Annotated in this window: 16 protein-coding genes, 1 tRNA gene and 1 pseudogene; 12 read left to right on the top strand and 6 right to left on the bottom strand. The window is 57.3% G+C overall.

Annotated elements, in window-relative coordinates; translation table 11 throughout:
* Positions 1-5: 5 nt before the first annotated feature.
* From aceB to G5134_RS12710, 3 genes are all read right to left on the bottom strand, one after another.
* The gene (gene aceB / locus G5134_RS12700) at positions 6-1,613 is read right to left on the bottom strand and encodes a malate synthase A (protein ID WP_214454981.1); all 1,608 of its coding nucleotides are present in this window, start codon (positions 1,611-1,613) and stop codon (positions 6-8) included.
* 716 nt (positions 1,614-2,329) lie between these two features.
* Entirely contained in the window at positions 2,330-2,476 is a 147-nt protein-coding gene (locus tag G5134_RS12705) for a hypothetical protein (RefSeq protein WP_197495582.1), read from the bottom strand.
* Positions 2,477-2,750: 274 nt separating this feature from the next.
* A tRNA-Pro gene (locus G5134_RS12710) sits at positions 2,751-2,827 on the bottom strand.
* 269 nt (positions 2,828-3,096) lie between these two features.
* Here G5134_RS12710 and tadA point away from each other — a divergent pair.
* The 5 genes from tadA (at position 3,097) to phoU (ending at position 9,580) form a co-directional block, all read left to right on the top strand.
* Positions 3,097-3,636, top strand: a complete 540-nt coding sequence (gene tadA / locus G5134_RS12715; RefSeq protein ID WP_081050920.1) for a tRNA adenosine(34) deaminase TadA — start codon at positions 3,097-3,099, stop codon at positions 3,634-3,636.
* A gap of 206 nt (positions 3,637-3,842) precedes the next feature.
* The gene (locus tag G5134_RS12720; RefSeq protein ID WP_005302738.1) at positions 3,843-6,080 is read left to right on the top strand and encodes an ABC transporter permease subunit; all 2,238 of its coding nucleotides are present in this window, start codon (positions 3,843-3,845) and stop codon (positions 6,078-6,080) included.
* Between the two features lie 32 nt (positions 6,081-6,112).
* A complete protein-coding gene (pstA, locus tag G5134_RS12725) occupies positions 6,113-7,762 on the top strand; it encodes a phosphate ABC transporter permease PstA (protein WP_017782339.1) in 1,650 nt (549 codons plus the stop codon).
* Between the two features lie 109 nt (positions 7,763-7,871).
* Positions 7,872-8,690: a phosphate ABC transporter ATP-binding protein PstB gene (gene pstB / locus G5134_RS12730; protein WP_005302736.1), complete on the top strand. Its 819-nt coding sequence runs from the start codon at positions 7,872-7,874 to the stop codon at positions 8,688-8,690.
* Positions 8,691-8,869: 179 nt separating this feature from the next.
* Positions 8,870-9,580, top strand: a complete 711-nt coding sequence (phoU, locus tag G5134_RS12735) for a phosphate signaling complex protein PhoU (protein ID WP_005302735.1) — start codon at positions 8,870-8,872, stop codon at positions 9,578-9,580.
* 46 nt (positions 9,581-9,626) lie between these two features.
* Here the strand turns inward: phoU and G5134_RS12740 are convergent, their stop codons facing one another.
* Entirely contained in the window at positions 9,627-9,884 is a 258-nt protein-coding gene (locus tag G5134_RS12740) for a hypothetical protein (RefSeq protein ID WP_065017009.1), read from the bottom strand.
* Positions 9,885-9,935: 51 nt separating this feature from the next.
* Between G5134_RS12740 and G5134_RS12745 the strand changes: the two genes are divergently transcribed.
* Both G5134_RS12745 and G5134_RS12750 read left to right on the top strand, forming a co-directional pair.
* On the top strand, positions 9,936-10,232 hold the full coding sequence (locus G5134_RS12745) for a hypothetical protein (RefSeq protein WP_156559748.1): 297 nt from the start codon (positions 9,936-9,938) through the stop codon (positions 10,230-10,232).
* A 1-nt stretch (position 10,233) separates the two neighbouring features.
* On the top strand, positions 10,234-10,566 hold the full coding sequence (locus G5134_RS12750) for an HNH endonuclease signature motif containing protein (RefSeq protein WP_082969908.1): 333 nt from the start codon (positions 10,234-10,236) through the stop codon (positions 10,564-10,566).
* 122 nt (positions 10,567-10,688) lie between these two features.
* On the opposite strand, the gene G5134_RS12755 is transcribed toward G5134_RS12750, so the two are convergent.
* Complete coding sequence (locus G5134_RS12755; RefSeq protein ID WP_065017010.1) at positions 10,689-11,006, bottom strand: hypothetical protein; 318 nt, start codon at positions 11,004-11,006, stop codon at positions 10,689-10,691.
* Positions 10,999-12,396 (bottom strand): hypothetical protein, encoded by a 1,398-nt coding sequence (locus G5134_RS12760; protein ID WP_065017011.1) that lies wholly within the window; start codon positions 12,394-12,396, stop codon positions 10,999-11,001. The genes G5134_RS12755 and G5134_RS12760 overlap by 8 nt, the downstream gene beginning before the upstream one ends.
* Positions 12,397-12,931: 535 nt before the next feature.
* On the opposite strand from G5134_RS12760, the gene G5134_RS12765 reads away from it, so the two are divergent.
* The 5 genes and pseudogenes from G5134_RS12765 (at position 12,932) to G5134_RS12785 (ending at position 17,453) form a co-directional block, all read left to right on the top strand.
* The gene (locus G5134_RS12765; protein ID WP_139391087.1) at positions 12,932-13,390 is read left to right on the top strand and encodes a hypothetical protein; all 459 of its coding nucleotides are present in this window, start codon (positions 12,932-12,934) and stop codon (positions 13,388-13,390) included.
* Positions 13,391-13,627: 237 nt separating this feature from the next.
* Positions 13,628-13,969, top strand: a pseudogene (locus tag G5134_RS12770) (transposase); the annotation flags it as partial.
* Between the two features lie 430 nt (positions 13,970-14,399).
* A complete protein-coding gene (locus G5134_RS12775; protein WP_010633484.1) occupies positions 14,400-15,719 on the top strand; it encodes a hemolysin family protein in 1,320 nt (439 codons plus the stop codon).
* A gap of 19 nt (positions 15,720-15,738) precedes the next feature.
* Positions 15,739-16,281 (top strand): hypothetical protein, encoded by a 543-nt coding sequence (locus tag G5134_RS12780; protein ID WP_017409856.1) that lies wholly within the window; start codon positions 15,739-15,741, stop codon positions 16,279-16,281.
* Between the two features lie 269 nt (positions 16,282-16,550).
* The gene (locus G5134_RS12785; protein ID WP_215269502.1) at positions 16,551-17,453 is read left to right on the top strand and encodes a homocysteine S-methyltransferase family protein; all 903 of its coding nucleotides are present in this window, start codon (positions 16,551-16,553) and stop codon (positions 17,451-17,453) included.

Genomic DNA, 17,453 nt, shown 5'->3' on the forward strand with positions numbered 1-17,453 from the left:
GTGATTCAGAGCCGCTCGTAACCGGGCAGCGTCAGAAAATCGATCAGGGTATCGGCGCAGGTGATCTCTTCCATCAGGGCGCTCGCCTCGGCGAAACGACCCGACTGCCAGCGGGCTTCGCCCACCTCGCGTTTGACCACCTCCTGCTCCTCGGCCAGCATCTGGCGGAACAGATCCTTGGTCACCACCTGGCCGTTGGAGAGGCTCTTGCCGTGGCGGATCCATTGCCAGATGGAGGTGCGGGAGATCTCGGCGGTGGCCGCATCTTCCATCAGACCGTAGATGGGCACGCAGCCGTTGCCATTGATCCAGGCCTCCAGGTATTGCAGGGCAACCCGGATGTTGGTGCGCATGCCTGCCTCGGTGCGCTCGCCCTCGCAGGGTGCCAGCAGGTCGGCGGCTGTGATGGGGGCATCCTGCTCGCGCAGTACGCCGATCTGGTTCTTGGCGCTGGTCGGGATGGTAGCGTTGAACACGGCCATGGCGGTGTCGGCCAGGCCCGGGTGGGCCACCCAGGTGCCATCATGGCCGTTGTCGGCTTCACGCTGTTTGTCGGCATGTACCTTGGCGAAGACCTGTTCGTTGACGGCGGCATCCTTGGCCGGAATGAAGGCGGCCATGCCCCCCATCGCCAGCGCGCCGCGCTTGTGACAGGTCTTGATCAGCAGCCGCGAGTAGGCGGAGAGGAAAGGTTTGTCCATGGTCACCACCTGGCGGTCCGGCAGGACGCGATCAGGGTGATTCTTGAGCGTCTTGATGTAGCTGAAGATGTAGTCCCAGCGGCCGCAGTTGAGGGCCACGATGTGATCCTTCATCTGATAGAGCAGCTCGTCCATCTCGAATACCGCCGGCAGGGTTTCGATCAGCACGGTGGCCTTGATGGTGCCGCGGGGCAGGCCGAACTTGTCTTCGGTCCAGGCGAACACCTCGCTCCACCAGCGCCCTTCCAGATGGCTCTGCAACTTGGGTACGTAGAAGTAGGGGCCGGATCCCTTGGCCAGCAGCGCCTTGTGGTTGTGCAGGAAATAGAGGGCGAAGTCGAACAGGCCGCCGGGAATGGGGGCACCATCAAAGGTGACGTGTTTTTCCGGCAGGTGCAGACCGCGCACCCGGCAGATGAGCACGGCCGGATCGGCATTTAGGGTATAGGATTTCCCCTCCGGGCTCTGATAGGCAATGGTGCCATTGACCGCATCGCGCAGGTTGATTTGACCCTCGATCACCTTGTTCCAGGCGGGGGCCAGCGAATCTTCGAAGTCCGCCATGAACACCTTGACGTTGGCGTTGAGGGCGTTGATCACCATCTTGCGCTCGACCGGGCCGGTGATCTCCACACGGCGATCCTGCAGGTCGGCAGGAATGCCGCGTACCGTCCAGTCGCCGGCGCGGATGTGGGCAGTCTCAGGCAGGAAGTCCGGCAGCTCGCCGCCATCGATACGGGCCTGGCGTGCCACACGTTGTTTCAACAATTCGTCCCGTTGGGGAGCAAAGCGTTCCACCAGTTCGGATACCAGGGCCACCGCGTCCGGCGTCAGAATTTGCGCGTAATCGGGATGCATTTCGCCCTGGATGCGCAGACGGGCGCTACAGTGGGTCTGGGCCGGTGCCGACATAGTGTTCACTCCTTTGAGAATTACATTTTGAACTAATTAACTACGACTAAAGTCGATCCCTGTTTTTTCAATCTTCCCGTAACAACGGGATAACACGATTCATAAGGTGCGAAATATTGCTCTATTCGTCAACAGCTTTTTTAAAACACCCGTTTTGGTCATGATGTTAACTATATGTTTTAAATGATTTTGTTTGATTAGCGCAAAAACTCTATGCAGATGGTTATGCTCTTGTTTTCCATCCCTTCGCGGTGGTCCCATATCGGGGGGAGAACAGTCGACGGGATGTAACTTATTACGTAATAAAATTACAAATGCAAAAACAAATCCCGACCTCACTCCAAGCTTTCAAAAAACGTCCGTATGAAATGTGTTTGAGCAACCCAGCAAGCGCTTGGTGCCTTCTGGCATTGGCTGGAGAACGGTTGTTTAAAACTTAAGTCGCTCAATGGGACCAAATGGGGTCCAGTGGCAGCAGAGTGAGAAAGTGATGGGCAATAACGTAGGTTTGTATCACCTCAGAGGATGGCGTGTGCAGGTGAGGGGAGGAACGCTGGCAGCAGATATGACTGCCGCTATTTCGTTACGCAGGATATTGTTGTTATTTGTATCAGCGGGCCATCCTGGCCCTCAAAGGAGGTATCAAGGGGAGATGATCCCGAGTGTCGCGACCCTGAGCTCCCGTGACAGGAAGGGTTGACGCCAAGGCTGACGGTTCAGTAGTCATCGTCCGGCGCCGCCAGATCGACGATGTCGAGCCGTACGACGGGGCCATGCTCGGCCACATACTGGTTGGCACCGGTTTCGGTAGTCGGCTGGGGCAGGGGAGAGTGTTCGGGTTGTGCTTCAACTGCTTGCGTCATGGGTGCTTGCCTCACTGGATTGCAAGCCGGTTGGTGACTCCATCACCCGGGTTTCCACCTCCCTGTACGAAATGCCGGCGGAAAAGTCGCGTATCCTAGCGATACTCTCGAAAGGTTTCAAGCGGTTCTGAATAAAATCCGTACCGCAACTGATTGGTGACTCTTTGAAGGAGAGGGCGTGACACGAGAGGCTAATGGCGAGCGGCGGGTGAAGATCGGGATGACGGACAAAAAAATAGCCCAGTCGCTGGACTGGGCTATTTGCGGGGAATGATGGTCGGCGTGAGAGGATTTGAACCTCCGACCCCTGACACCCCATGACAGTGCGCTACCTGGCTGCGCTACACGCCGACAAGGTCAGTCTGTGCTGACGGGGAGGAAGTCTAATGTTCCGCACCTTTGGACGCAACTCCTTTTTTATCATAGAGATGCTGACTGCTTCTTTATTGCTCAGCACAGATGGAACTTGGGGGCGCCAGCGGGATTTGGCATAATCGCCGCCCTGCCGCAGGCATGGATGGCGGGACCTATGCCACAGAGATCGGCGGCACGGGGCCGTGATACCGTCTTTCGCCGACAGCATTATCTGTCGTCATCAACCAGTCAGAGAGGAGCAGGGCGTGAAACCATCGGACGTTGCCGCACAGGCGAGCCAGCACGAGCAGGATGAACGCTGGATGCGCCATGCCATGGCGCTGGCCGCCAGGGCCGAGGGGATCGGCGAGATCCCGGTGGGCGCCGTGCTGGTGCTGGGGGAGGAGATCGTCGCAGAGGGTTGGAACCGCTCCATCAGCGAGCACGATGCCTGTGCCCATGCCGAGGTGATGGCGCTCCGGGCTGCCGGCGAGCGGCTGCAAAACTACCGTCTGCTCGACACCACCCTCTATGTGACCCTGGAGCCCTGCTGCATGTGTGCCGGCGCCCTGATCCACAGCCGGGTCAAGCGGGTGGTCTATGGCGCGCGGGATTTGAAGACCGGCGCGGCCGGCTCAGTGTTCGAGATCCTGCAGGACCCGCGTCACAATCACAGGGTCGAGCTGACCGGCGGCGTGCTGGCAGAGGCCTGCTCGGCCCAGCTGTCGGATTTCTTCAGGCGTCGCCGCGCCGAGAAAAAGGCCGCCAGATTGGCACTGCAACAAACCCCGGCCGCCAACGATTGAGGCGCATCGGCGCAAGCGGCGCGCCCCAGAGGTGCTTGCACTACATTTTTAGCCTTATAAAACAGTTGGTTGCCATCTTCTCCATGGCATCTTTGATGCCGCTTTCTTGCCTGCAAATAAGCCTGGTTCACGGGACCTTCATGTAACAAAACTGTCATGCAACCGCCATATAATGCCGCCAAGCCTAGCTCACATTGAGGTTTTGCATGTCATCGGAATCGTTGCACCTGGTTATGGCGGGGAGCAGAAAGCGCCGTATCAAGGATAAGTTGGCCAAGTACGGGGTGACCACGGGCGGAGCCCTGGTACTGGTCGCCCTGTTGCTTATTTTCTTCTATCTGCTCTATGTGGTGAAACCCATCTTCAATGGCGCCTCCATGGAGCCGACCGCATCGTTTACCCTGCCCATTCAGGGCAAAACCGCCTGGCTCGGGGTGGAGGAGCAGAACGAGATCGGCTATCGCTTCAGCGACCAGGGCCAGGTCAATTTCTTTGCCGTCCAGAATGATGGCAAGGTCAAGGTGGGCCAGTCGCTCGGTCAGGCACAGGTAAAGGGTGACATCACCGCCGTCGCGCCGCCGTCGCCGGGCCAGAAGCTGATGGCCTACGGTTTTGCCGACGGCAAGGCCCAGGTGGTGCAGCCCGCTTTCAAGGTCTCCTATCCCAACGACGTGCGGGTCATCGAACCCAGTCTGCAGTACCCCTTCGGCGAAGAGCCGGTCGTGGTGGACCCTGAGGGCAAGGCGCTGTCGCTGATGGTATTTGAAGCCACCAAGGACAAGATGGCCACCGCGGCCGTGACCGCCGATGGTCGCGGCGTCATGATGGTGATGAGCGGCGAGGAGAACTTCCTCTCCGGCGAAGTCGAGTGGAGCGCCCAGAACTACAGCATCCCCTCCCTGCCGCGCCACGTGGATCAGATGTTGCTGACCCCCAACCTGCGGATCCTGTTCGTGCGCGAGGGCAATCGCCTCTCGGTCTACGACATTCACAATCTGAACGACATCTCCCTGCGCAACGTGCTGGAGATCAATGCCCCCGATGCAAACGTGACCCGGGTCGAGCTGCTCTCAGGTGCCTCCTCCCTGCTGGTGGGCAACGACAATGGCGTCATCTCCCAGTGGTTCGAAGTGGCCCGGGACGGCAAGCGCCAGTTCACCCAGATCCGCGACTTCAAGGGTGATGGTGCCGTGGCGCAGCTGACCCCGGAACATTTTCGCAAGGGCTTCATCAGTGCCGACAAGAGCGGCACCATCAGCTTCTTCCACGCCACCGGCGAAACCAAGCTGCTGAGCGAGAAGGTGGAGGGCGGCGCCCTGTCGGCGCTGGCCATCTCACCCCGTCACAACGTGCTGCTGATGCAGCAGGGGGACGCCTTCAAGCTGTTTGCGGTGGAGAACGAGCACCCCGAGGTGACCTGGTCGGCGCTCTGGCAACAGGTGTGGTATGAAGGCTACCCCGAGCCCCAGTACGTGTGGCAGTCCACCTCCGCCAGCAACGACTTCGAAGCCAAGCTGAGCCTGGTGCCGCTGGTGTTCGGTACCCTCAAGGCTTCCTTCTATGCCATGGTGTTTGCGGTGCCGCTCGGCGTCGCCGGCGCCATCTACACCGCCTACTTCATGTCGGCGGGGCTGCGCAAATACGTCAAGCCGACGGTGGAGATCATGGCGGCCCTGCCGACCGTTATCCTCGGCTTCCTGGCGGGTCTGTGGCTCGCTCCCATCATCGAGGGGGCGCTGCCCGGCGTGGTGCTGCTGCTGATCCTGCTGCCGATGGGGATGCTGCTGACCGCCCTGGTCTGGAACTACCTGCCGGAGCGCGGCAAATCCTGGCTGCCGGAGGGATGGCACGCCATCCTGCTGATCCCGGTGCTGCTGCTGATTGGCTGGGGCGCCTTCGCGGTGAGCCCGCTCATCGAGAACGCCTTCATGCACGGTGACTCGCGCATCTGGCTGACCCACGACATGGGCATCAAGTTTGACCAGCGCAACTCCCTGGTGGTCGGCATCGCCATGGGCTTTGCGGTCATTCCCACCATCTTCTCCATCGCCGAAGACGCCGTCTTCTCGGTGCCCAAGCACCTCACCCAGGGCTCCCTGGCCCTCGGTGCCACGCCATGGCAGACCCTGAGCCGGGTGGTGATCCTCACCGCCAGCCCGGGCATCTTCTCGGCGGTGATGATGGGCCTTGGCCGCGCCGTGGGCGAGACCATGATAGTGCTGATGGCCACCGGCAATACCCCCATCATGGACTTCTCCATGTTCCAGGGGCTGCGCACCCTGGCCGCCAACATCGCGGTGGAGATGCCGGAATCGGAAGTGGGCAGCTCTCACTATCGGGTACTGTTCCTCGCCGCCTTCGTGCTGTTCGTGTTCACCTTCTTGTTCAATACCCTGGCCGAGTTCATCCGTCAGCGGTTGCGTGAAAAATACAGCTCCCTGTGATGGGCTGCTCTGTAAGGATCGAGGAATCGACAATGGGTAAGTGGTTTAAATCGGGGGCCCCCTGGATCTGGATGACCGGCGGCGCCGTCAGCCTGAGTCTGGTAGCGGTACTGGGTCTGCTGCTGCTGATCGGCTGGCGTGGTCTGGTCTACTTCTGGCCCCACCCCATCTATGAGTGGCAATTGGAAGACGCCCAAGGCAACAAGAGCGTGCTGATCGGCGAAATCAACGACCGCGAGCTGGTGCCGGTCGAGCGGTTGCGGGCCGCCGGCCTGCCGCTGGCAGGGGAGGAGCGCGAGCTGCTGACCCGCTATCTGGTCAAGACCGGCAACCGCGAGTTCGTCGACCTGGACTTCCGCTGGGTGCTGGAGACCGACATCAAGTCCCAGAGCCTGCCGGCGGAGCTGGCCATGGTGGAGCGTGCCACCAACGGCAACTTCTACGGCTATATCGTCGCGGTGAAAGAGGATGGCCGCGAGCTCACCTCGGATCTGCATCCTGCCCTGCAGCGGGTGCTGGCGCGGGCCAACGGCCTCTCCGAACAGGCCGACGATCTGCAAAAAGGGGACATCGGCAGCATCAACTATCAACTGGAGCGGCTGCGCCTGAAAGAGCGCAAGGCCGAGCTGGACGACAAGCTGACCGATCAGCTTAAAGCTGAGCTGGCGAGCGAGCGTCAGGCCCTCAACGATCGTTATCAGGTGCTGGAGAAGGAGCTCTTCTCCCTGCGTGCCCAGGCAGACAGAGACAGCATCACGGTCAAGGACATGCGTGGCGAACTGGTGACCATGCCCATGTCCAAGGTGCTGGACGTGGTGTGGCCCAACGACATGAGCCTGCCGGCCAAGGTGGGTTACTGGTTCCACCAGATCGGCAAGTTTGTCTCCGACGATCCGCGCGAGGCCAACACTGAGGGCGGGGTGTTCCCGGCCATCTTCGGCACTGTCTTCATGGTGTTCCTGATGGCGATCATCGTGACTCCGCTGGGGGTTATCGCTGCGGTCTACCTGCACGAGTACGCGGGCAAGAACAGCCTGACCAAGATCATCCGCATTGCGGTGATCAACCTGGCGGGCGTGCCCTCCATCGTGTACGGCGTGTTCGGTCTGGGCTTCTTCGTCTACACCCTCGGTGGTTCGCTGGACCAGCTGTTCTATCCGGAAGCGCTGCCGAGTCCGACCTTCGGCTCCCCTGGCGTCATCTGGTCTGCGCTGACCCTGGCCATCCTGACCCTGCCGGTGGTGATCGTCTCCACCGAAGAGGGGCTGGCCCGGATCCCGAGCACCATCCGCCAGGGGTCCCTCGCGCTGGGGGCCACCCAGGCCGAGACCCTGTGGCGCATCGTGCTGCCCATGGCGAGCCCGGCCATCATGACCGGCCTCATCCTGGCCATCGCCCGCGCGGCCGGTGAAGTGGCGCCGCTGATGCTGGTGGGGGTGGTGAAACTGGCGCCGACCCTGCCGATGGACGGCAACTTCCCGTATCTGCACGTGGAGCGCAAGTTCATGCACCTGGGCTTCCACATCTATGACGTCGGCTTCCAGAGCCCCAACGTCGAGGCGGCGCGTCCCCTGGTCTACGCCACCTCCTTCCTGCTGGTGACGGTGATTGTCGGCCTCAACCTGACGGCCATCGGTATCCGCAACCACTTGCGTGAGAAATTCCGGTCGCTGGAACATTGATAGACCAGCACCACAGAGACGGGCAGGGAACGGGGTTCCTTGCCAGCCAAGCGTTCCGGCCGCGGGCAATGAGAGTGCCCGCCGCCACCGACAGATTTTGAGGTAACAGATGATCAACGTAACGACCGCCGCGACCCAGCATACCGCGACCGACCTGCTCAACCTGAGCCCGGAGCAGACCGCGCTGGAGGTGAAGGATCTCAACCTGTACTACGGCAACAAACAGGCGCTGTTCAACGTCAACATGAAGATCCCCAAGGGCCAGGTCACCGCCTTTATCGGCCCCTCCGGCTGCGGCAAGTCCACCCTGCTGCGCTGCATCAACCGGATGAACGACCTGGTGGAGATCTGCCGCATCGAGGGCGAAATTCAGCTGCACGGTCACAACATCTATGACAAGAGCGTCGATGTCTCCGCCCTGCGCCGTCAGGTGGGCATGGTGTTCCAGCGCCCCAACCCCTTCCCCAAGTCCATCTACGAGAACGTGGTCTATGGCCTGCGCCTGCAGGGCATCAACGACAGACGCACCCTGGACGAGGCGGCCGAGCGCTCCCTGCGCGGCGCGGCCCTGTGGGACGAGGTGAAGGACCGTCTGCATGACAACGCCTTCGGCCTCTCCGGTGGTCAGCAGCAGCGTCTGGTGATTGCCCGTGCCATCGCCATCGAGCCGGAAGTGCTGCTGCTCGATGAACCCACCTCGGCGCTCGACCCCATCTCCACCCTCACCATCGAGGAGCTGATCAACGAGCTCAAGAGCCAGTTCACCGTGGTGATCGTGACCCACAACATGCAGCAGGCGGCGCGGGTGTCGGATCAGACCGCCTTCATGTACATGGGCGAGCTCATCGAGTACTCGGACACCAACACCATCTTCACCACCCCGGCCAAGAAGAAGACCGAAGACTACATCACCGGTCGTTACGGCTAAGGGATGCTGGTGATGGAGATGAGCAAGATGAGCATCAACAAACAGATTACCCGTCAGTTCAACGGCTAGGGCGTGTTGGTGCAACAAGGGTTATGGGGATGAGCAAGATGAGCATCAACAAACAGATTACCCGTCAGTTCAACGACTAAGGCATACTCGGAGCATCAAGGATTATTGGTATGGACAATATGAACCTCAACAAACACATCTCCGGTCAGTTCAATGCCGAGCTCGAGAGCGTGCGCAACCAGGTGCTGGTGATGGGCGGGCTGGTGGAGCAGCAGCTGACCGACGCCATCGCGGCGATCCACGATCAGGATCTGGACGCGGCGCGCAAGATCGTCGCCAACGACCATAACGTCAACGCCATGGAAGTGGCGATCGACGAGGAGTGCACCCGCATCATCGCCAAGCGCCAGCCCACCGCCTCCGACCTGCGGCTGGTGATGGCCATCATCAAGACCATCACCGACTTGGAGCGCATTGGCGATGTGGCGGACAAGATCGCCCGCATGCTGACCGACAACGCCAACAAGCCGCAGCCGCCGCTGGTGTCGCTGGAGAACATGGGCCGCCGCACCATCAAAATGCTGCACGACGTGCTGGACGCCTTCGCCCGTATGGATCTCGATGCTGCGCTGGCGGTCTACAAGGAAGATGACAAGGTGGACCGGGAGTACGAGTCCATCATTCGCGAGCTGATGACCTACATGATGGAAGATCCGCGTACCATACCGCAGGTGCTCAACGTGCTGTGGGCGGCGCGGGCCATCGAGCGGGTCGGCGATCGCTGCCAGCATATCTGCGAATACATCGTCTACTACGTGAAAGGCAAGGACGTGCGCCACACCAAGGCGGACGACCTGGGCACCCTGCTGGGGAAAGGGTGAGTCTGAAATGAATAAAAAGGCGCTTTGAGCGCCTTGGTGAAATGGTTCAATCGATTGAAATAAAAGGATTTATTTCTAATTTTGTCCACATGTTGACCACATCGAGAATACTTGGGGCCATTGGCCCCTTTCTTCTATCAAACCGTACCTCTGAGTTTGTGAACGCACACTTCAACGCAGCATAGCCGTGATCATTCTTCCTAAGCATCATCCATACCACCTGTTTATGGGTGATGGCCTCGTTTCCAAAGGCGGCTTGAGAAACCTCAAAAAAGACCTTGAAATCAATAATGGATAGCCCCATATGAGAATTTAGCAATGGTGCTCACGATATAAATCCACAAAGTTACATTATATGGCTTTTATTTTAGTAAAGAATAAGAAGCACACATCGGATAAAACCCCTCCAGCCGAATACACAAGCTGGTTAGATTTTTGGGAAAAAAAGAAAGGAAAAGCTGCAACTGTATGTGAGAGATTAGGTTGTGAAGAAACCAAAGATCTAGTTGGCGCACATGTCATCAAATCCGGAGACGGTGGCAAAGAATACATTCTTCCTCTTTGTAAAGGCAGCGATTGTAATCACACCTCAAATGAAAATGAATTCAAAGCATGGGATAGCGATTTGATCCCAGTAACTGAGGAAGCATAACATGGCATTTTCTCAACAAACGATAGATGCCGTTTGGGCAAAAGCAACACATTGTGGCACCGAAAATGAAGGAAATGGCTTCAGGAAAGATCAGTGTACCGCTTGGATTAAGAAAAGTTCTTACGGTACGACAGGTACTTATGGGTGGGAAATTGATCACATCACGCCAGTGTCGTCAGGAGGTTCTGACAACCTTAGCAACCTCAGGCCACTGCATTGGGCTAACAATAGAGCCCGCAGTGATGGCCGCTTGAAAACTGAGAAGCCAGAAATAAAATCTGTAGATAACGAGAATTACCGCCTAGATAATAATGGTAATTACAAGAAAATGTAATTCTTTAAAAAATGTGTGTGCGGATATTAGTAATATTCTGACACCGGCCTCTAGCCGGTGTCTTTTTATTCTAATTTAGAGCTATATCAAATTCTTTAAGAGGTATCGTCTACCGGTTAGGGTCAGCCAAGTATTAAGAGTGTGCCAACACATGCGGCTAGGAAGATGAAACTCATCAGGGTTGATATGACAGCTAGCCACTTTAGCCCGTTTGGGCATTTGTAGCGTTTTGAATCGACCATTAGTGCAATACCATACCGGTGGAATCTTGTGAAGCGATTAACTAACCACTGGCTTTCAAACTTTGGGTTATCAGACATGAACTGATCCAGCTTTGGCGTCATGAAAATCATCATGAGCAAAGTGAACGGCAATGTGAAAAATAGCCCTAATAATATTAGGCTGCTGATGGCCCCAATCAGATTGAGTATGTCAGTCATCAAGAACACCTTTCATTTTATACAAAACATCCATCATCTTTTCTGAACCTTTGTCGGCAGCATCGGAAATGATCTCTCCAACCATAGCTCCCATCTCACTGAACTTGTCACCAGCGTAATAGCCGCCGGCCACTGCTCCACCGATGCCAACTACAGCAATAACAGGAGCTGATAGCACAACGCCAAAGGCGATAGCGACACCACTGGCCGCCCCAATAGCGAAAGAACCCCCAACTTCAGCTCCCCAGATCCCTCCACCGACGGCCCCACTAAAGCGCCCAATTTCACGCGCAGTAGTTTTTTGGCATTGAGTACCTTCGGTACATGCGTGATGAATCTTGGTTAAGCCTGTCGCCGCGTCCAGCCCGATACTGACATATCCAATCCGGTTTGCGCCTGCAACGAACTTACTCATATGGGCAATTCGTTCTCCAAGTGCTGGGACTTCTCCATGGCGTGAGACAGTTCGCCAGTTATGCAGTACCGATTTTGTGGATAGACCGAGTCGCTTTTTGAGGGTGCTGTAATCCGAGATACTGATTCCAGACACGGCTAGTTTTGACAAGTGTCCATCCAGCTTGCTGAATAGCATTTGTCTTTGCAGGTAAAATTCAGGGGGGAAAGGTTTCCCTTTGCTGCTGCTGACGTGAGCAACATAAAGGGTATTGAGCTCTTTGAGTACATTTTGTACTTGCTCCAACTTCTTGGAAGCTGCAGTGCTTATTGCCCCGAATGTTGCCGATGTAGTGCTTAGGTCATGAGCCGCCACCCAGTCAAAGACGTCAAAATGTTGTTTGAGTGTTGAGGCCTCTTCTGGGGTTAATTTCTGGAGCGCCCCACTTGCTGCTTTCGCTTGTGTCTCAAGCAGGATCAGCCGGTCTTTTTCTGCCAATGTTTGAGGGTTGTTGGCCAGAATCACAATCTCACCTGGCAGCACCATGTCTTGCAGGTGCTCGTTATTGCGTTCAAACATCGATTGCTGCTGAAAGTTGGCCTCTGGGCCGTACAACTTCTTGTAGATCGCTTCCTTGCTCTGGTGGAATTCGTTCCAGTAGTACCCCACGTCAAAGATTTCTATCTCCGGGCCTTGGGTTGCCGGCATCAGCTTGCTCAGGGTAGGCTCGGGTTCTGAAGTAGGTTGTGGGTGATAGGGGGCAGAACCAAACCCGCTGGATGGGGTTTGCTTGGCCTCATAGGCTTCCTCGACTGTGCGACGGAACTCGTCAGAGCCGGTGATCTGCAGTTTGCCGTCCACCATTTTCACACAGCTATCGCGATCCCCTGCTCGGCCCACCATGACTCTGCTGCCGTCTCTGGCGCTGCCGCGCTCCGGGCCTTGTATCCTGGTGAACTCGTCGAGATTCAGCTCACAGATGTTTTTGGCCGCCATGAATTCTCCCGATATTTGTCTGCCCTTTTTGTGAGCGGGTAGTCTGCCACAGGTTCGGATGAGAACAAAACTCTAGGAGGCCAATTGCAGGGGATGAGACTGCGCAGGTATGATGCCACGCTGTTCGGTGATGCCCAGTTCATGCGGCGCCATTCCCTGGCCTTGTTTTGGTTACGTCAGCAGTAGAAACCCCAGCCACAGCTGGGGTTTCTTTCTTATCATGGAGAGGCTTGTCCCTGAAATATGGATTCTTAATGCTTTACTCGTGAAATTCTAGGCCCTTACCAGAAATTACTGGGCAAGCCTTGCGCCATAAGGCTTGCCCGTTTATCCCATTGTGATGGCCGCTTCAAAGAATAAGAGTTATCTAATATGTTATAGATATTTTTAGAATGCCATTTATACGAGACAAAACTATATGCTTTCTCATTGCCATTGTGAGGCTTGTTTAGGTATTATTGTTTAGCGTATGCTATAAACGCATACACGAATAATATCAGTAGTTTCAATAAACTTAACCACATGGTGTTTTAGAGTGAAAAAACTAGCGCTTGCCACTTTACTCATAATTTCTTCTACTCAATCATACGCAGACTGTCAGTATAGTAAGAAAATCATTCTGCCAACTTGGTTTACAGCGAATACCGCTGAATATGTATACAATGTTGTAAATACATCATCCTCACCGATTCAAGTTAAAATAACCCTGATAAATGCGGATGGTAATGAATACACTGAAGATACTAATCCAGGTCAAAACCTCTTTGCTTCCGGTCACTTCATCGGAAGTCCTGTAAATCCGGATGGTGCAACATTAAATTCTAGAAATCATGGGGTGCTGATCCTGAGAGGTACAACATCAGGTGCTAGTGGGTATGGTGAGCTAACTTGGACATCAGAAAAATGTTTAGAAGCTCCATTGTTAATTAGTATGACCTATGGTTCTCCTAATCACTTTGATTGGTTCCATTTGAATGGTGGAAAACCACTGTAAATAAATGCTGTGTATGTAAATTTAGGTGATGGAGTTGATGGGGCGAACCTTGTCCATACAAAGGCATGTTTCAGCTTTACGTTACTTTAGCTCCATTACCATTTACTTTCCATTCAGCTCATTTGGCTGTATCTAGGAGCCTGAACGTTTCACTCGTGAAATTCTGGATTGTAGTGGTCTAATCATCCCGGACACTGTTTTAGGTGGTAGAGTCGCCACCATAATCTGAGGTGTTCAATGACAAGATTGCGTCGCTCATTTACTGCCAAGTTCAAACTGGAAGCCGCATCCCTGGTGGTCGACCAGGGGTATTCAGTCCCCGAAGCCAGCCGTTCCCAGGATGTCGGTGAAACCGTATTTTGCCGCAGGGTTCAGCAGCTTCAATCCAAACGCAGTGGCAGTACCTCAATCAGCAAAGCGCTGACTCCGGAGCAGCAGAAAATCCAGGAGTTGGAAACCCGTATCAACCGGCTCGAGCGCGAAAAGGGCATACTAAAAAAGGCTACTGCTCTCTTGATGGCGAATGGGGGAAACATTTTGGTGCTGCAACGAATCCTGGGTCATGCCTCTATCCAACAGACGATGACCTATGCTCATTTCACGCCTGATTTTTACAGGATGCAATGCAGTTCAACCCGCTCAGGGGGGGGGCTGGTTAGGTGTGGAGTATCCACATCATTGACCACACCTTAGCGTTTATGGGTGGGAATGAAAGCTTATCAGAGCCCCTAGCCAAGCTGAGGTCCTTACGCTGTAAGTCAGGTAGAACAAGGCTTAGCGCCGTATGCCCTTAGTTTTAACGGGTTGGTGACTCTGATGGCGAAATGAATAAAAAGGCGCTTTGAGCGCCTTTTTTGTTGCCTTTTCAGTCAGTGCAAGATATCGCCACCCGACTGGCGCTTTTCTGCTAGAATATGCCCCCTGTGTGAGTCCCGGATCGACTCACGGTCCGGTCTCCCGGACCCAGTTTGCCGTCTTGTGCTAAGGCGGGTGTAGCAATAGGTTAATCATGAGTTTTGCCGATAGTTTATTTTTCCTGATGCTGCTGGTTGCCGGCAGCGTGTTCTTCTCTCTCTCCGAGATATCCCTCGCCGCCTCCCGCAAGATCAAGTTGCAGGTGATGGCCGATGAGGGCAACCGCCATGCCGAAAAGGTACTGGCACTGCAGGCCCAGCCGGGCAACTTCTTCACCGTGGTACAGATCGGGCTCAATACCGTCGCCATCCTGGGCGGTATCCTGGGCGAATCCGCCCTGAACCCGGCCATCAAGGAGCTGGTCTCCGAGTTCTATCAGGGGCCCTGGCTGAGTGAAATCAGCTCGGCGACCTCCTTCGTGTTCGTCACCGGCATGTTCATTCTCATCGCCGATCTGATGCCCAAGCGCCTCGCCATGACCATGCCGGAGCGGATCGCCGTGGTGGTGGTGCGCCCCATGCTGCTGTGCGTCACCCTGCTGATGCCGCTGGTGTGGTTGTTCAACGGCATGGCCAACGGCCTGTTCCGGCTGCTGCGCATCTCCATGGTGCGCAACGACGAGATCACCTCCGACGACATCTATGCGGTGATGGATGCGGGGGCCGAGGCCGGCGTCATCCAGCGCGAGGAGCATCAGCTCATCGAGAACGTGTTCGAGCTGCAGTCCCTCGGCGTTACCTCCGCCATGACGGCGCGCGAGAGCCTCATCTACTTCACCCTGCAAGAGGGGGAGGAGAGCATCAAGGCCAAGATCGCCGAGCACCCCCACAACAAGTTCCTGGTGTGCGACCACAACCTCGACAGCATCAAGGGTTTCGTCGACTCCAAGGAGCTGCTGATCCGGGTCATCAGCGGCCAGAGCATCGATCTCAACAGCGGCTCCCTGGTGCAGAACGTCATCATCATCCCCGACACCCTCAACCTCTATGAGGCGATGGAGTACTTCAAGAACCATCGCGGCGACTTTGCGGTGGTGATGAACGAGTACGCGCTGGTGGTGGGTATCGTCACCATGAACGACCTGATGAGTACCGTCATGGGCGAGTGGGCCACCCACGTGGTGGAAGAGCAGATCGTGCAGCGGGATGAGAACTCCTGGCTGGTGGACGGGGTGACCCCCATCTCCGACGTGATGCGTGCCTTCGACATCGAGGAGTTCCCGGAAAACCAGAATTATGAAACCATCGCCGGCTTCATCATGTACATGCTGCGCAAGATCCCCAAGCGAACCGACTCGGTCAAATATGCCGGTTACAAGTTTGAAGTGGTGGACATCGACAGCTACAAGATTGACCAGCTGCTGGTCACCCGGGTAGAGGCCACGCCGGCCGACAAGCCCGCTCAGGAATCGTAAAAGGAGCTCGTTAGCAATCATGAAGATGCAGTCTCATTCCCGTGCGCTGGCCTGTGTGGCGCTCGCCCTGGCACTCGGTGCCTGCAGCCAGAGCGCGCCGCGCAAGGCCACCACAGTCGCCAAACCGGTTGCCCCCAAGGCGGCCGTGGTCGTGCCGCAGCAGGACCCGGATGCGGTGGTGCAAAGCGCCGTGGCCGAGCCGAGCCCGGTGTTCGACGAGGAGTATCACGGCCCGGATCAAGGGTCGCTCGAGTCGGTGACCGCCCTGTTTGCCCGCGGCTACATCGAATCGGCCATGCGCGAGACCATGCTGGCGGCGGTGCACAGCGACTACCCGCTGCTGGGCATGCGGGACGTGCGCCTGACCGACCCGGTGGCCAAGTTCCTCACCTCGGCCCAGGCCCGTACCACGGCTCACGACTACCTCTATGCCGGGGTGCAGCGCCGGTTGGGGCGCCCGCTCAGCCCCGCCCAGTGGGAGCAGATCTGGCAGGGGTATCCTCAGCAGGGTCGGGTCTCCGACTGGGTCAAACAGACCAAGCGGGTACTGGCCGGGCGTTGAGCCGCCAGTTCGTCTGTTGCCACAAGAGGCCACCTTAGGGTGGCCTCTTGCTTTTCTGCCTTCTGCGTTTGTGGTTTTGCGGTGATGCCGGTTGCCGTCGGGCGGGCTTTGCTTTATCTTGTTTTGGCCATCTAAACATCCATATGTTTTTATGGCTGATTTGTTCAGGGTGACGATGGCGACGGGTTGCCGCGCCGCCGGGGTAGGCGCAACGGATAAAGCGCACAGTCCCGCACAGCAAGACAACAACACAACAAGAGACGAGACAGATGGATACGCAGGCATTGTGGATACTGGATGGCGGCATGGGGCGCGAGCTGGCACGGCGGGGCGCGCCGTTTCGCCAGCCGGAGTGGTCGGCGCTGGCCCTGATGGAGGCCCCCGAGACGGTGCGCGAGGTGCACCGAGCCTATGTGGCGAGCGGGGCCCAAATCATCACCACCAACAGCTATGCGCTGGTGCCGTTTCATATCGGTGAGGCGCGCTTTGCGGCAGAGGGGGAGCGGCTGGCGGCCCTGGCCGGTCAGCTGGCCCGCGAGGTGGCCGATGAGCAGCCGGGCCGCGTGCAGGTGGCCGGCTCCTTGCCGCCGCTCTTTGGCTCCTACCGCGCCGACCTGTTCGACGCGGAACGGGTGAGCGAGCTGGCGACCCCGCTTATTCGGGCGCTCTCCCCCCGAGTGGATCTCTGGCTGGCGGAGACCATGAGCCTCATCGCCGAGCCGCTGGCCCTCAAGGCCCTGCTGCCCGAGGATGGCAAGCCGTTCTGGGTTTCCTTCACCCTGGAGGACGAGGCGCCGGGCAGCGAGCCGACCCTGCGTTCCGGTGAGCGGGTGGCGGACGCCGTCGCCGCCTTGGCCGAGGCCGGGGTGGATGCCATCCTGTTCAACTGCTGCCAGCCCGAGGTGATCGACGCCGCGCTCAAGGTGGCCAGGGCCGGTCTGCAGGCGCTGGGTCGCAGCGACGTTCGCCTCGGCGCCTATGCCAACGCCTTCCCGCCCCAGCCGAAGGAAGCGACCGCCAACGACGGGCTGGACGAGATCCGCACCGATCTGGGACCGCTGGATTATCTGGGCAGGGCCGAGCGCTGGCGCGCTGCCGGGGCAAGCCTCATCGGCGGCTGCTGCGGCATCGGCCCGGAACACATTGAGGCGCTGGCCAGCCGGCTGCGTTAA

This window comes from Aeromonas sp. 600276 (assembly GCF_049175815.1).
GTDB lineage: Bacteria > Pseudomonadota > Gammaproteobacteria > Enterobacterales > Aeromonadaceae > Aeromonas > Aeromonas dhakensis.

Coding starts and splice junctions, on each gene's coding strand:
- aceB (WP_214454981.1), bottom strand. CDS start 1,613: ATGTCGGCACCGGCCCAGACCCACTGTAGCGCCCGTCTGCGCATCCAG.
- G5134_RS12705 (WP_197495582.1), bottom strand. CDS start 2,476: ATGACGCAAGCAGTTGAAGCACAACCCGAACACTCTCCCCTGCCCCAG.
- G5134_RS12720 (WP_005302738.1), top strand. CDS start 3,843: ATGTCATCGGAATCGTTGCACCTGGTTATGGCGGGGAGCAGAAAGCGC.
- pstA (WP_017782339.1), top strand. CDS start 6,113: ATGGGTAAGTGGTTTAAATCGGGGGCCCCCTGGATCTGGATGACCGGC.
- pstB (WP_005302736.1), top strand. CDS start 7,872: ATGATCAACGTAACGACCGCCGCGACCCAGCATACCGCGACCGACCTG.
- phoU (WP_005302735.1), top strand. CDS start 8,870: ATGGACAATATGAACCTCAACAAACACATCTCCGGTCAGTTCAATGCC.
- G5134_RS12740 (WP_065017009.1), bottom strand. CDS start 9,884: ATGGGGCTATCCATTATTGATTTCAAGGTCTTTTTTGAGGTTTCTCAA.
- G5134_RS12745 (WP_156559748.1), top strand. CDS start 9,936: ATGGCTTTTATTTTAGTAAAGAATAAGAAGCACACATCGGATAAAACC.
- G5134_RS12750 (WP_082969908.1), top strand. CDS start 10,234: ATGGCATTTTCTCAACAAACGATAGATGCCGTTTGGGCAAAAGCAACA.
- G5134_RS12755 (WP_065017010.1), bottom strand. CDS start 11,006: ATGACTGACATACTCAATCTGATTGGGGCCATCAGCAGCCTAATATTA.
- G5134_RS12760 (WP_065017011.1), bottom strand. CDS start 12,396: ATGGCGGCCAAAAACATCTGTGAGCTGAATCTCGACGAGTTCACCAGG.
- G5134_RS12775 (WP_010633484.1), top strand. CDS start 14,400: ATGAGTTTTGCCGATAGTTTATTTTTCCTGATGCTGCTGGTTGCCGGC.
- G5134_RS12780 (WP_017409856.1), top strand. CDS start 15,739: ATGAAGATGCAGTCTCATTCCCGTGCGCTGGCCTGTGTGGCGCTCGCC.
- G5134_RS12785 (WP_215269502.1), top strand. CDS start 16,551: ATGGATACGCAGGCATTGTGGATACTGGATGGCGGCATGGGGCGCGAG.